Here is a 12,957-nt window from a genome sequence, read left to right as displayed (position 1 = left end):
AGGAGAAAATGCTTCGATCCTGGAAGAAAACTATCGCGACCCTGGTCGCCCTGTCCGCCCTGGTCTGCGCCGTTCCCGCCCTGGCGGGCGACGTCCTGCGTATGGCCACCACCACCAGCACCCAGGACACCGGCTTGCTGGACGCCCTGGGCCCGGCCTTCCAGAAGGACACGGGCATCGAACTTCAGTGGACGGCCGTGGGCACGGGCAAGGCCCTCAAACTCGGCGAGGACTGCAACGTGGACGTGCTCATGGTCCACGCGCCCCAGTCCGAAAAGGAATTCCTGGACAAGGGCTTCGGCATGGACCGCAAGGAGATCTTTTATAACGACTTCGTGATCGTTGGCCCGCTGAAGGATCCGGCCAAGGCCAAGGGCAAGACCGTCGCCGAGGCCCTCAAGGCAGTGTCCGCGGCCAAGGCTTCCTTCGTGAGCCGCGGTGACGATTCGGGTACGCACAAGGCCGAGCTCAAGCTTTGGAAGGCGGCTGAGCTGCCCGTGCCGGACAAGGAGTCCTGGTACATCTCCGCCGGGCAGGGCATGCTGGCCACCCTGGCCATGGCCGCCGAGCGCGGGGCCTACACCCTGGTGGATCGGGGCACATGGTACAAGTACGAAGCCGACCAGAAGGGCAAGGCGCCTCTGACGATCCTGGTGGAGGGCGACAAGCCGCTGCTCAATCAGTACAGCGTCATGCCGGTGAACCCGGCGCACTGCCCCGGGGTGCGCGCGGATCTGGCCAAGAAGTTCAGCGACTGGATCACCTCGGCCAAGGCCCAGAAGTTTGTGGGCGAGTTCAAGGTTGCGGGTAAGCCCCTGTTCACTCCCAATGCCAAGAAGTAGCGCCGCCGTTTGATTGAAGATGGGAAAGCCGGGTTTGGCCCGGCTTTCTTTTTTCCCCCGGAGGAGACCCGAGGGCGGGGAGGGCGCGGGGAGAAATCAGGGGCAGGGTTTCCAGGGCTCGTTGACCTTGCGGTCCGCGCCGGTGAGCTGGACCGTTTCCGGCAGTGCGTCGCCGATGAAGGGCGTGATGGGCTTGTAGAGGAAGGACACGCCGACCTCCACCACGCCGCAGGGCTGGCCCGCGCTGCCGCTGACTCCGGGGCCGCTGGTGTCCAGGCCGGGCCAGCTCCTGACCGAGACCGTGGAACCCGCGCTTGGGAGTGTGCTCAGCAGGACGTTGGTCTGTTCCACGATCTGGGCCAGACGGGTGCCCTCGTCCTCGCCCTGGCCGGTGGCCGCGAAGCGTGCGCCCATCTCGGCCGACTTCTGGACCGTGAGCCAGGAGAGGAAGAGGTTGCCGCTCTCCAGCAGGCCGAAGACCATGAGCAGCAAGGCCGGGAGGATGAGGGCCATCTCCACGGCGGCCACGCCGCGGGAAAAGCTGGAACGCCTGCGTCGCATGACCGCCTCCTAGTTCAGCAGCCGCCAGCCGAGCTGCTTGCCGATGAGCTTGAAGACCTCGGGGATGTCCTCGGCCGAGGGCGCGTCGAAGTAGTGGTCGGTGGTGCCGGGCTTGCTGGAGGCGATCTGCTTCATGAGCTGGATGTCCGTGGTGTCCGAGACGCCGAAGCGGATGGAGAAGATTTCGATGCCCGCATCCTTGGCCTTTTGGGCTTCGGCGAGCATGGCCTGGTTCAGGCCGCCGCCGTTCTCGCAGTGGCAGTTGGTGACCTTCATGCCGTAGTAGGCGTTGGTCCAGTAGTTGTTGGGCGTGTAAGACATGGCGTAGCTGCCGCCGCAGGTGCCGTCCTCGGTGTCGCCATCGGTGAGCACGATCATGATCTTGCGGATCTTATCGTCGGCGCTGCCCTGCGTGTAGGGAGCCTCGGGCGTGAGAACCTCGCGGCCCCACCTGATGCCTTCGGAGATGACCGTGCCCGAGCCCGCGCCCAGGGCGTCCATCTGGGTGATGGCCGCGATGATCTCGTCCTTGTCCGTGGTCAGCGAGTGCACCGGAGGAATGCTGGTGCAGGTGTCCAGGTTGATCTGGCTCCGGGTGTAATACGGCAGGGCGTAGTAGAGGGGCATGAAGTCGGGGTGGATGCCCACGTTGAGCGAACCGTCGGCGTTCAGACAGCCCGAGGGATAGCCCTCGGCGTCCAGAACTTTGACCTTGCCCCGGAATGGCACCAGGCCGACGCGGGTGTTCGGGGCCGCGCCGTCGGGGATGATCAGGTCCACCAGGTCGGCGCCGGCCTCGCGCACGCGGCTGATGGGTGTGCCCTTCATGCTGCCCGTGTTGTCGATGACCAGGGCCACTTCCAGATTGTTGAATCCGGCGCAGGCCTGGGCCGCCACGCTGCCGGAATTCACTCCCAGCACGCCCAGCAAGAGCGTGTTCACCTGGGCCGTGGCCGTGACGCAGAGGCTGCGGACCTCGGAACCGGCGGCCACGTTCTGGATCTGGGCCTCGGCGTAGTTGGTGTGAACCATGTCGATGGCCGCGGGCTTGGCGATGTCCTTGGTCAGGTCCGGGTCGTAGGGCAGTTGCAGGGCTCCGGCCAGGGCCCCGGCGTCCACGGCGGCCTGGAGCCTGGTCTGGGCCAGATAGAGGTTGCCCAGGTCCAGAGCCAGCCCGGCCGCGCCCAACAGAATGGGAATGAGCACGGCCACGAGGACATGGACCGCGCCGCGCTGGCGCCTACGGCAGCGGCATGGTCGTGCGGGCAAGCAGGACATAGGGTTGGCCGCTGTTGAAGGTTTCGACCATGGACTGGGAACCGAGCATGCTTTGGTAGTCATAATCGACCTCGACGGTGACGGTCTTCTGCTCGCTGTTGACGGTCACGTTGGTGTTCAGGTTGGCGGCCGGGAGTTGCGCGGCGGTCAGGGACTGCACCAGGAATTCCACGTTGGTCGTGCTGCCTTCGCGGAGCACCAGCCGGGCGGCCTCGCGGCTGGCTTCGGAGATGATGGAATAGGTGCGGATCGCGTTGGCGCCCTCCAGGATCAGGAAAAACAGGGCGGCCAGCACGGGCAGGATGAGCGCGAACTCCACCGCCGCCATCCCCCGCTGTCCGCGCCCTCGTGCATGTCGCTTGCGCATGGCATCCTCGCTTGATCCGTTTCGGTTCCGTTCCATAGTCTCTCAAAAGCAACCCCCGTACCAAGGGGCATGAGAATTTCGCTGGCGGTGTATTTTTTTACTTATCATATTGAAGTATAAAATAATTTTTTCTATGCAAATTTCCTTGCACTGCGGATTGCAGCCCTGTGTGTGATGTGGCGATCTATTTTTTGTGGATTTCCAGACCGGGAGAGGCTAGGGTCATGAGGGGTGGCCGATGCCGCCCAGGGGGAAGCCATGACGGCCAGGATTCTGGTGGTGGACGACGACGCGGCCTTCCGGGGGATGCTCGTGGAGGCCTTGCGGGACAAGGAATTCGAGGTGGATGTCGCGGGTTCTGCCGAGGAGGGCATCCGTCTCGCCGAGGCTGGGGATTTCGACCTCGTGCTCCAGGACGTCATGCTTCCCGGCATGTCCGGCATCGAGGCTCTTCCGCACCTCAAGCGGGCCGCGCCCCTGGCCGACATCGTGGTCATGACCGCCTTTTCCAGCAGGGATTCCGCCGTGGAGGCCCTCAAGCGCGGGGCCTACGACTACTTCACCAAGCCGTTCAGCCTGGCCGAGATGGAGGTGGTCATCCGCCGGGCTTTGGAGAAACGCCGCCTCCAGGGCCAGGTCCAGGCCTTGCGTACGACCTTGGAGCGCGAGGGGCCCCTGTCACGGATCATCGGCCAGGGCCAAGCCATGTCGCGGGTCAAGGACATGCTCCAGCGGGTGGCCGGTCTGGATGCCGACGTGCTCATCACCGGCGAGTCCGGTACGGGCAAGGAACTCGTCGCCGACACCATCCACGCCCTGAGCCCCAGGGCGGCCGGTCCCTTCGTCAAGCTGAACTGCGCGGCCATCCCGGAAAACCTTCTGGAGAGCGAACTCTTCGGCCACGAGAAGGGGGCCTTCACCGGGGCCACCGCCGCCCGGCGCGGCCGCTTCGAAATGGCCCAGGGCGGCAGCATCCTCCTGGACGAGATCGGGGACATGCCCCTGCACCTTCAACCCAAGCTCCTGCGCGCCGTGGAACAGAAGCAGGTGGAGCGCGTGGGCGGCTCGCGGCCCGTGACCTTCGACGTGCGGATCATCGCGGCCACCAACCAGGATCTGCGGGACCGCGTGGAGGCCAAGGAGTTCCGGGCGGACCTCTACTATCGGTTGAACGTGGCCGCCATCCATCTGCCGCCCCTGCGTGAACGCAAGGAGGATCTGGCCTTGCTGGCCGATTTCTTCCTCGACCGGATCGGCCGCCGACTGGGGGGGGAGCCGCTGTCCCTGGCTCCCGACGCCCTGCGGCTCCTCCAGGCCCAGGACTGGCCGGGCAACGTCCGCCAACTGGCCAATACGTTGGAGCGCACGGCCATCTTCGCGGCTTCCGGCCGGATCACGGCGGCGGATTTGTCGCTGGCGCTGCAGCGGCGGGCCGAGCCGATTCCCGAAATCGTCCCACCCGAAATCGGCCTGCCGCTCAAGCGCGCTGTGAACGAGTATGAAAAGGGCCTCATCGTGCAAGCCTTGCGCCGCGCCGGGGGCGTCCAGACCGAGGCCGCCCGGCTGCTGGGAATCACGGCCAAGAACCTGTGGAACAAACTCCAGAAGCACGGCCTGGACCCGATAGCCTGCCTGCGGGTTCAGTGATCCATGAATAGTGGACTGGCGAAAAGATAGGTTTATTCAGTGTGTTATTCTATCATTCACGCTTCGCATGAAAACCGTGTGATCCACGAATCGTAGATTCCTCCTCTTCGCCAGGGCTTACTTCGCGAGGCCCGTGGCGGCTGTCTCATTTCTTCATCACAATGATTTAAAAGAATAAAATATCTCGCCTGTGCTAGCGAGACACGTCCTGGCACGGCCATTGCTCATATGGGACATCGGCCGCGCCTCCATCCCGGCGGCGCGGGTCGGAATCGGAAACCACCAAGAAGGGGAGAACGATCATGATGACCAGACTGATGCAGCTGTTCAAGGACGAGGAAGGCGTGACCGCTCTGGAATACGGCCTCATCGCCGCCCTCATCGCGGCCGTGATCATCACCGCGGTGACCACCCTGGGCACCAAGGTCAGCGGCACCTTCGACACCATCGCCGGAAAGATGCCCACCACCAGCACCGGCAGCTGATCCCGCACGACCAGACCCCGCGCCCGGCGCGGGAAACGACGGATGGGCGGGGCTCGCGGAACTTTTCCTGAAAGGACCGCGGGCCCCGCGCCCCCCGGGGGGAAAACGGGGGAACCGGCCGTCGGGCATAGCGGATCAGGAGGGGAGAGACATGGATCTGCTCATCGGCGCAATCGTCTGCGTCATGCTGTCCGTGGCCGTGGTCACGGACCTCTGGGACCAGAAGATTCCGAATCTGCTCACGCTTCCCGCGATGTTCGCCGGCCTGGCCTATCACGGGCTGGCCCGGGGCCTGGACGGCTTGGCCTTCAGCGCCGCCGGCCTGGCCCTGGGCTTGGCCGTGATGCTCGTGCCGTTCCTCCTGCGCCTCATGGGCGGGGGCGACGTGAAGCTCATGGCCGCCGTGGGCGCGTGGCTCGGCGCGGCCGATGTCTTCAGCGCCTTTCTTTTCACTTGCCTGGCGGGAGGGCTCTACGCCCTGTTCATGCTCCTGCGCTTGGGGCTGCTGCCCCGCGTCCTGCGCAACATCCGCGACGCCTTCCTGGTCCTGCTGGCCACCCGCAAGCTGGAATATGCGCCGGTTCCCGCGCCCGTCGGCAGGCCTCTGCCGCGCTTGTGCTACGGGCTGGCCATCGCCGCCGGCACCGTGTTCACTCTGGTCTACACGGCCTGGGAACGCGGAACCCTCGGCCTCTAGGAGGTTGTCGTGAGCAGAACCGTCCGCTCCCTGCTGCAGATGGTCCTGGCCCTTGTCCTGGCCCTGACCGCCGGTCTGCTTGTCTTCCGGTGGCTCTCCGCCCGCGCTCCGGCCGCGCCCGTGGCCCAGGTCACGGTGCGGACCGTGCAGGTTGTTGTCGCCGCCACCGACATGCCGAAGGGCGCCCGGATCGAGCCCGGCATGCTTCGGCTGGCTCCCTTCGTCGAGGGCAGCGAACCGTCCCAGTCCTTCCGTGCGCAGGAGTCTCTGGTGGGCCGCGTGTTGGCGCAGTCCGTGGGCAAGGGAGAGGCCGTGACCGCTCCGCGTCTGGCTCCCGAGGACGTGAAGGTGGGCGGCATCAGCGCCATGCTCGGCCCGGGCCGCAGGGCCATGGCCGTGAAGGGCAACAAGGTCATGGGACTGGCCGGGTTCATCCGCCCCGGCAATCTGGTGGACGTGCTCGTGACCCTGCCTGTCGGCGAGCGGGAGGAGAAAGTGACCAAGCTCGTGCTGGAGAAGGTTCCGGTCCTGGCCACGGGCACGGAGCTGGAGCCTTCCGGCGACGGTGAAAAGCCGTCCTCCGTGGACGTCTACACCCTGGACCTGACTCCCGAGGAGAGCGAAAAGCTGGCCCTGGCCGCCACACAGGGCACGCTCAACTTCGCCCTGAGGAACGAAGCCGACCAGGAAACCGTGCTGACCAACGGTGCGGATACGGCCGCCACCCTGGCCTCCCTGCGTCCCGTCCAGGTTCGGCCCAAGGCCGCCGCCCAGGCCGCACCGCGCCCCGCCGTGGAGGTCGAAGTGATCCGCGGCGGAACTCGCGACCGGGTGCGCTTCTAGCGCGGAGGAACGGCCATGAACGCGCGTCGATCCTTTTTCACCGCAGCCCTGGTTCTGGCCCTGTGCTGGACCCAGGCCGCCCATGCCGGGCCGGGATTCCGCATCCTGGCCACCGAGGCCCCCCAGGCCGTTCAGCTCGTGGCGGGCAAGTCCCTGATCCTGAACAGCGACTCGGACATCGCCCGCATCTCCCTGGCCGCGCCGGAACAGGCCGAGCTGGTGCTCATCTCGCCACGGCAGATCTACATCACCGGCAAGAAGACCGGGACCACCAACCTGACCCTCTGGGGCCCGGGAGATCGGGTGAACGCGGTTTACGACCTGGAGGTCGTGCCGGACGTGACCCAGCTCAAGCACATGCTGCACACCGTCCTGCCGAGCGAGGCGGGCATCCGCGTCCTATCCTCGGGCGAATCCGTGACTCTTTCCGGCAGCGTGTCCAGCGCCACGAATCTGGCCACGGCCCTGTCCCTGGCCGAGGCCTCCGCGCCGGGCAAGGTGGTCAACCTCCTGCGCGTGGGCGGGGTCCAGCAGGTCATGCTCGAGGTGCGTGTGGCCGAGATGAGCCGCAGCGTCATGAAGCGTCTGGGGTTCAACTTCCGGTTCATGTCCGGCGACGAGATTCTTTACAGCTTCTTGAACCGTCTGACCTACCTGGACGAGGAAGGGGCGCTCACCCTTTCCAACAACGTGGGCATAGCGGGCACCACCAGCGTGGGCAGCGCGGGCAACAGCCTGAGCTACTTCGTGGACGCCCTCAAGGCCAACGGCCTGATCAAGATTCTGGCCGAGCCGAACCTGATTTGCCTTTCGGGTCAGACCGCCGAGTTCCTGGCCGGCGGCGAGGTGCCCATCCCCGTGCCCCAGGGTCTGGGTACCGTGGGCATCGAGTACAAGCCCTTCGGCGTGGGCCTCAAGTTCACGCCCACCGTGCTTGACTCCGGCACCATCAACATCAAGGTGGAGCCGCAGGTTTCGGATCTGGACTACTCCCGGGCCGTGACCGTGAACTCTTTCAATGTCCCGTCCATCACCAGCCGCCGTGCCTCGACCACGGTGGAGCTGGGCAACGGCCAGAGCTTCGCCATCGCCGGGCTCATCAAGGACTCCCTGCGCGAGAACATGAACAAGTTCCCGGTGCTGGGCGACGTGCCCGTGCTGGGCTCCCTGTTCCGCAGCAGCGACTTTCAGAAGAACGAGTCCGAGCTGATCATCATCATCACCCCACATCTCGTGAAGCCTCTGGACGTGGCCAAGCAGAGCCTGCCCACCGACGGCTTCCGCGAACCCGACGACTACGAGTTCTATATGCTCGGCTTGGTCGAGGGACGGGGAAGCGGGTCCGGCGTCGCCGGTTCCGCTCCCAAGGCGAAGAGCCCGTCCGGTCGGGCCGAAGGTTTCGACGGCGAATTCGGGCATATGCTGCCCAGGTAAGGAGGAGGGAAGATGACCAGGCTGCTGACCGCCATCGCCATCATCGGTTTCCTGGCCTGCGCCGGGTGCGCCGCCGACGAGTTCAAGGAGCCCCTGGGGGCCTCGGTGCGCCAGGCCGTGGCGGCCCAGAAACTGGCCGCAGCCCCGGCCGGTGACGCCCCCGTGGTCGGCCTGGACGGCGTCTATGCCCAAGGCGTCATGGACAACTACCGCAAGCCGCCCACGTCCTCCTCCGAGACGCAGAAGACGCTCCAACTGAACTTCGGCGACTCGGGTGACAAGAAGTAGGCTGGGAGGGAACCATGACCGTCGACACCATCTCCGTCACCCTGGCCGTGCATGATCCAGAGGCCAAGCGTATCTTCCAGCAGGCGGCCCGGGAGTGCCCGGGGGTCCACCTCAACGGGAAGGAGCCGGGGCCCGTGGACCTGCTCGTGTTCGAGCCTGGGGCGGAACCCGGAGCGGAGCTGGACCGCCTGGAGCGGGCCCGCCGCGGCGGTCGCGTGGGCGAGGTCTTCCTGGTTGGCCGCGAACCATCGCCGGAGTTGCTCATCCGGGCCATCCGCGCCGGGGTCACGGAATTTCTGCCCCTGCCCGCGACGGCGCGCGACTTGGCCGAGGCTCTGGCCCGCAGCCGCGAGCGTCGCGGCGGCGGCCGCGAACAGGCCCGGGACACGGGCCGCACCCTGGCCGTCATCGGGGCCAAGCCCGGAGTGGGGGCCAGCACCGTGGCCGTGAACCTGGCCCTGGAGACGAACCGGAGCCGTCCCGGCCGCGTGGGCCTGCTGGATCTGCGTGAGCCCCAGGGCGAGACGCCGTATTTTCTGGACCTCGAATGCGCCTACACCTGGGAGGAGGTGGTCAACAATCTTGCCCGCCTGGACGGCACCTTCCTGGACAGCATCATCACCCGGCACTCCACGGGACTGGGGGTGCTGCCCGCTCCGGCGGACGGCCGCGCCAAGCTGGACGGTTCGGCCCGCGAGCATCTGTTGGCCGAGATGTCCCGGCTCTTCGACCTGTTGGTCCTGGACGCGGGAGTGGCCGGAGAACAGGCCATCGACCTGATGCGGCGCGTGGACGGGGCCGTGCTCGTGCTCAATCCGACCCTGCCGTGTTTGGCCCGGGCTCGCGCCTTCCTGGAGGAGCTGCGCCGCCAGGGTTTGGCGGACAAGGTCCGGCTCGCCATGAATCGCCATCTGGCCGAGTCCGAGATCGACCCGGTCGAGGCCGCCGAGGTCCTGGGGCATGCCCTGGACTGGCTCCTGCCTGACGACGCCCGTTCCGCGCTCTCGGCCCTGAACCAGGGCCGGGCCGTGACCGAGGCCGCGCCCAAGTCGCGGCTGGCCCGGACCTTGCGCCGCATGGCCGCGGACCTGGGCGGATTCGCCGAGGCTCCGGCCGCCCGTCCGGGATTCCTTGGGCTGCTGCGCCGTCTGCGCTCCGGCGGCAAGACCGCATCCCAGGGGCTGGGGGTCGCATGAATCTCGCCGCGCGTCTGTCACGGGGCTCCAATGGGTCGCGTCCGGCCCCCGCGCCCCTGGTTGCGCCCAGGGCGGCCGCTCCCGAGCCAGTGGCCGCCACCCAGGCCGACCAATACTACGAGATCAAGACCCAACTGCATACGCGGCTCATCGACCTGCTGGACCTGACCCTGCTCGGGGCCCTGCCCGAGACCGAGATGCGGGCCGAGATCGTGCGCGCCGTGGAGACCCTCCTGCGCGAGGACTTCCGGGGAGCGCCGCTGAACCAGGCCGAACGCAGGGCCCTGATCCTGGAGATGCAGGACGAGGTTTTGGGCCTGGGGCCGTTGGAGCCCTTCATCAAGGACCCCACGGTCAACGACATCCTGGTGAACACCTACCGCCGCATTTACGTGGAGCGCTCGGGCAAGCTGGTCCTGACCAACGCCCGCTTCAAGGACGACACCCATCTGCGCAAGATCATCGAACGCATCGTCTCCCGAGTGGGGCGGCGCATCGACGAGTCTTCGCCCATGGTGGACGCCCGGCTGCTGGACGGCTCGCGCGTGAACGCCGTGATTCCGCCCCTGGCCGTGGACGGACCCAGCCTGTCCATCCGCAAGTTCGCCAAGGACCCCCTGGAGGTGGACGACCTCATCGGCTTCGGGGCCCTGACCCCGGAGATCGCCAGGGTGCTTGAGGGCGTCGTGCGCGGACGGCTGAACATCATCATTTCCGGCGGCACGGGCTCCGGCAAGACCACGCTCCTGAACGTGCTTTCGCGCTTCATCCCCCACGACGAGCGTATCGTGACCATCGAGGATGCGGCCGAGCTCCAGCTCAAGCAGGACCATGTGGTCCGGCTGGAGACCCGCCCGGCCAACATCGAGGGCAAGGGGGAAGTGACCCAGCGCGAGTTGGTCAAGAACTGTCTGCGCATGCGCCCGGACCGGATCATCGTCGGCGAGGTCCGCTCCCACGAAGCCCTGGACATGCTCCAGGCCATGAACACCGGCCACGACGGCTCGCTGACCACGATCCACGCCAACAGCCCGCGCGACGCGCTCATGCGCCTGGAAACCATGGTGGCCATGGCCGGGCTCTCCATCTCCGACCGTTCGCTCAAGCGCTACATCGCCTCGGCCGTGGACGTGATCATCCAGAACTCCCGGCTCATGGACGGGTCGCGCAAGCTGCTTTCCTTCCAGGAGATCACCGGAATGGAGGGCGACACCGTCACCATGCAGGAGATTTTCGCCTTCGAGCAGACCGGCGTGGGCCAGAACGGCCGGGTCCAGGGCCGCTTCCTGGCCCGGGGCATCCGCCCCAAATTCGCCGCCAAGCTGGAGGCCCAGGGCATCGTCTTCGAGCCCGGCCTGTTCGCCCAGTACGCCGAGGAGGTGAGGGCATGATCGCGGCTCTCGTCGGCGGCGGCGTCACCGCTCTGGTGTTCATCGCCCTGGCCGTGGCTTTTTTCGTTTCCCGGGCCGTGTCCGCGCGCGGTGAGCGCCAGGTGCGCCGCCGCCTGACCGGCATCTCCGGGGGCCAAGTCGAAGCGCGCGACGTGCTGCGGCGGGAGACCCTGAGCGAGCTTCCCTGGTTCCACCGGCTGCTTTCCCGCGTGGACTGGAGCGCGGACCTGCGTCGCCTCCTACGTCAAGCCGGGGCCCCCGGCACTCCGGGTGTCTACATCCTGGCCGGGCTGCTTTGTTGGGTGGCTGGACTCTACGCCGTGTATCTGGCCTCGGGCCTGCTCCTCCTGGCCGTGCCCGCCGGGCTGCCCCTGGCCTTCCTGCCCCTGTTCTGGCTGCGCCACCGCCGGAGCGGCCGCATGGCCGCCTTCCAGCGCCAGTTGCCCGAGGCCCTGGATCTCATCGCCCGGGCCTTGCGCGCGGGGCACACCTTCGAGGGCGGTCTGCGCATGGTGGTGGACGAGTTCGAGGACCCCATCGGCCCGGAGTTCGGCCAGACCCTGGACGAGATCAACTTCGGGGCCGACATGGACGAGGCCCTGCGCGCCCTGTTGGCCCGGGTGGACTGTCCGGACCTGAAGTTCTTCGTCGTCTCGGTGAACATCCAGCGCGAAACCGGCGGCAACCTGGCCGAGATCATCGGCAACATCGCCCATCTCGTGCGTGAACGTTTCAAGCTCCTGGGCCGGGTGCGCGTGCTCTCGGCCGAGGGCCGCCTCTCGGCCATGATCCTTTTGGCCTTGCCCTTCGGCATCGCCCTGGTCATCAATTTCCTCAATCCGGCCTATCTCGCGGATCTCTTCGACAAGCCTCTGGGCCGCCTGCTCACGGCCGTGGCGCTCATGTCCATGGGCACCGGCACGCTCATCATCCGGCGCATGATCCGGATCAAGGTCTAGGGGAAAGCCGTGGACGCCGCCCTGATCCCGTTGCTCGTGGCCGCGCTGGCCGCCTCGGCCGTGCTCTTGCTGAGCCTGGGCGTGTTCGGCCGGGCCTCAGGCGGCGGCCAGTCCCGGCGGCTGCGGCGCGGCCTGGGGCTCCCGGACGGCGGTGGGCGGAGCGCGACGGCCGGGCTGCGGCGCGGCCTGACGCGCGTGGTCGGGGAGTTGGGCCGGAGCCTGGGGCCCAAGGACGAGGCCGAGTTGTCCAGGAACCGTCTGGCCCTGGTCCAGGCTGGACTGCGCGGCCCCAACGCGGCCCTGGTCTTCCAGGGCGTGAAGGCCGCCCTGACCGTGATTCCGGCCGCGCTCTTCCTGCTTGCGGCCTTTTCGGGCGGGCTCACGCTTTCCCTGCCGGGGGCCATGCTCGGGGCCGTGGCCCTGGCGAGCGTCGGCTGCTTCGCCCCGAACTACTGGCTCCACACCCGGACCACCGCGCGCAAGATCGCCTTCACCGATGAGTTGCCGGACGCCCTGGATCTCCTGGTGGTCTGCGTGGAGTCGGGCATGGGCCTGGATCAGGCCATCCATCGGGTCAGCGAGGAGTTGGTCCTTTCCGGGCCCACGGTGAGCCGTGAGTTGGGCCAGATCACCCTGGAGCTGCGCGCGGGCAAGCAGCGCCAGGAGGCACTGCGCTCCCTGGCGCGGCGCGTGGGCATCGAGGACGTGAACAGTCTCTGCACGCTGCTCATCCAGGCCGATGTCTTCGGCATCAGTGTGGCCAAGACCCTGCGGGTCTATTCCGACACCTTGCGCACCAAGCGCTACCAGCGGGCCGAGGAGAAGGCCGCCAAGCTGCCGGTGATGCTGCTCCTGCCGCTCATTTTCTGCATCCTGCCCGCGCTGTTCGTGGCCATCATGGGCCCGGCCGGGCTCAAGCTCATGGATGTCTTCACCCGGCTCGGTCAGTGAGCCGGAAAAGGGGAATCG

Annotated in this window: 14 protein-coding genes; 11 read left to right on the top strand and 3 right to left on the bottom strand. The window is 67.0% G+C overall.

All coding sequences use genetic code 11. The features are described from left to right. Window positions 1-8 precede the first annotated feature (8 nt). Window positions 9-842, top strand: coding sequence for an ABC transporter substrate-binding protein (locus H587_RS0108175; RefSeq protein WP_034608868.1), 834 nt, complete (start codon window positions 9-11; stop codon window positions 840-842). 96 nt (window positions 843-938) lie between these two features. On the opposite strand, the gene H587_RS0108170 is transcribed toward H587_RS0108175, so the two are convergent. The 3 genes from H587_RS0108170 to H587_RS0108160 are packed head-to-tail and all read right to left on the bottom strand — an operon-like array spanning window position 939 to window position 3,048. Continuing rightward, window positions 939-1,403, bottom strand: a complete 465-nt coding sequence (locus H587_RS0108170; protein ID WP_027175856.1) for a TadE/TadG family type IV pilus assembly protein — start codon at window positions 1,401-1,403, stop codon at window positions 939-941. A gap of 9 nt (window positions 1,404-1,412) precedes the next feature. Beyond that, entirely contained in the window at window positions 1,413-2,681 is a 1,269-nt protein-coding gene (locus tag H587_RS0108165) for a vWA domain-containing protein (protein ID WP_051202544.1), read from the bottom strand. Then, on the bottom strand, window positions 2,644-3,048 hold the full coding sequence (locus tag H587_RS0108160; protein ID WP_027175854.1) for a TadE/TadG family type IV pilus assembly protein: 405 nt from the start codon (window positions 3,046-3,048) through the stop codon (window positions 2,644-2,646). Before H587_RS0108160 ends, H587_RS0108165 begins: the two co-directional genes overlap by 38 nt. A 258-nt stretch (window positions 3,049-3,306) precedes the next feature. Between H587_RS0108160 and H587_RS0108155 the strand changes: the two genes are divergently transcribed. From H587_RS0108155 to H587_RS0108110, 10 genes are all read left to right on the top strand, one after another. Next, complete coding sequence (locus H587_RS0108155) at window positions 3,307-4,695, top strand: sigma-54-dependent transcriptional regulator (protein ID WP_027175853.1); 1,389 nt, start codon at window positions 3,307-3,309, stop codon at window positions 4,693-4,695. A gap of 305 nt (window positions 4,696-5,000) precedes the next feature. Continuing rightward, window positions 5,001-5,180 (top strand): Flp family type IVb pilin, encoded by a 180-nt coding sequence (locus H587_RS0108150; RefSeq protein ID WP_034608922.1) that lies wholly within the window; start codon window positions 5,001-5,003, stop codon window positions 5,178-5,180. A 151-nt stretch (window positions 5,181-5,331) separates the two neighbouring features. After that, window positions 5,332-5,877 (top strand): A24 family peptidase, encoded by a 546-nt coding sequence (locus H587_RS0108145; RefSeq protein ID WP_027175851.1) that lies wholly within the window; start codon window positions 5,332-5,334, stop codon window positions 5,875-5,877. Between the two features lie 9 nt (window positions 5,878-5,886). Beyond that, window positions 5,887-6,720, top strand: a complete 834-nt coding sequence (gene cpaB, locus H587_RS0108140; RefSeq protein ID WP_027175850.1) for a Flp pilus assembly protein CpaB — start codon at window positions 5,887-5,889, stop codon at window positions 6,718-6,720. A gap of 15 nt (window positions 6,721-6,735) precedes the next feature. After that, window positions 6,736-8,154, top strand: a complete 1,419-nt coding sequence (locus H587_RS0108135; protein WP_027175849.1) for a type II and III secretion system protein family protein — start codon at window positions 6,736-6,738, stop codon at window positions 8,152-8,154. Window positions 8,155-8,166: 12 nt separating this feature from the next. Continuing rightward, window positions 8,167-8,442, top strand: coding sequence for a hypothetical protein (locus H587_RS17805; protein ID WP_034608866.1), 276 nt, complete (start codon window positions 8,167-8,169; stop codon window positions 8,440-8,442). A gap of 14 nt (window positions 8,443-8,456) precedes the next feature. Further along, window positions 8,457-9,638 (top strand): CpaE/TadZ family protein, encoded by a 1,182-nt coding sequence (locus H587_RS17800; protein ID WP_051202543.1) that lies wholly within the window; start codon window positions 8,457-8,459, stop codon window positions 9,636-9,638. Next, window positions 9,635-11,029, top strand: a complete 1,395-nt coding sequence (locus H587_RS17795) for a TadA family conjugal transfer-associated ATPase (protein WP_084630539.1) — start codon at window positions 9,635-9,637, stop codon at window positions 11,027-11,029. Before H587_RS17800 ends, H587_RS17795 begins: the two co-directional genes overlap by 4 nt. Then, window positions 11,026-11,988 (top strand): type II secretion system F family protein, encoded by a 963-nt coding sequence (locus H587_RS0108115; RefSeq protein WP_027175848.1) that lies wholly within the window; start codon window positions 11,026-11,028, stop codon window positions 11,986-11,988. The genes H587_RS17795 and H587_RS0108115 overlap by 4 nt, the downstream gene beginning before the upstream one ends. Before the next feature lie 9 nt (window positions 11,989-11,997). Then, window positions 11,998-12,939, top strand: a complete 942-nt coding sequence (locus tag H587_RS0108110) for a type II secretion system F family protein (RefSeq protein ID WP_027175847.1) — start codon at window positions 11,998-12,000, stop codon at window positions 12,937-12,939. Window positions 12,940-12,957 lie beyond the last annotated feature (18 nt).

The sequence above is a fragment of the Desulfovibrio aminophilus DSM 12254 genome, assembly GCF_000422565.1.
Classification (GTDB): domain Bacteria; phylum Desulfobacterota; class Desulfovibrionia; order Desulfovibrionales; family Desulfovibrionaceae; genus Aminidesulfovibrio; species Aminidesulfovibrio aminophilus.
Note: the sequence above shows the minus strand (reverse complement) of the source record. Positions and strands in the feature narration are given on the sequence as shown.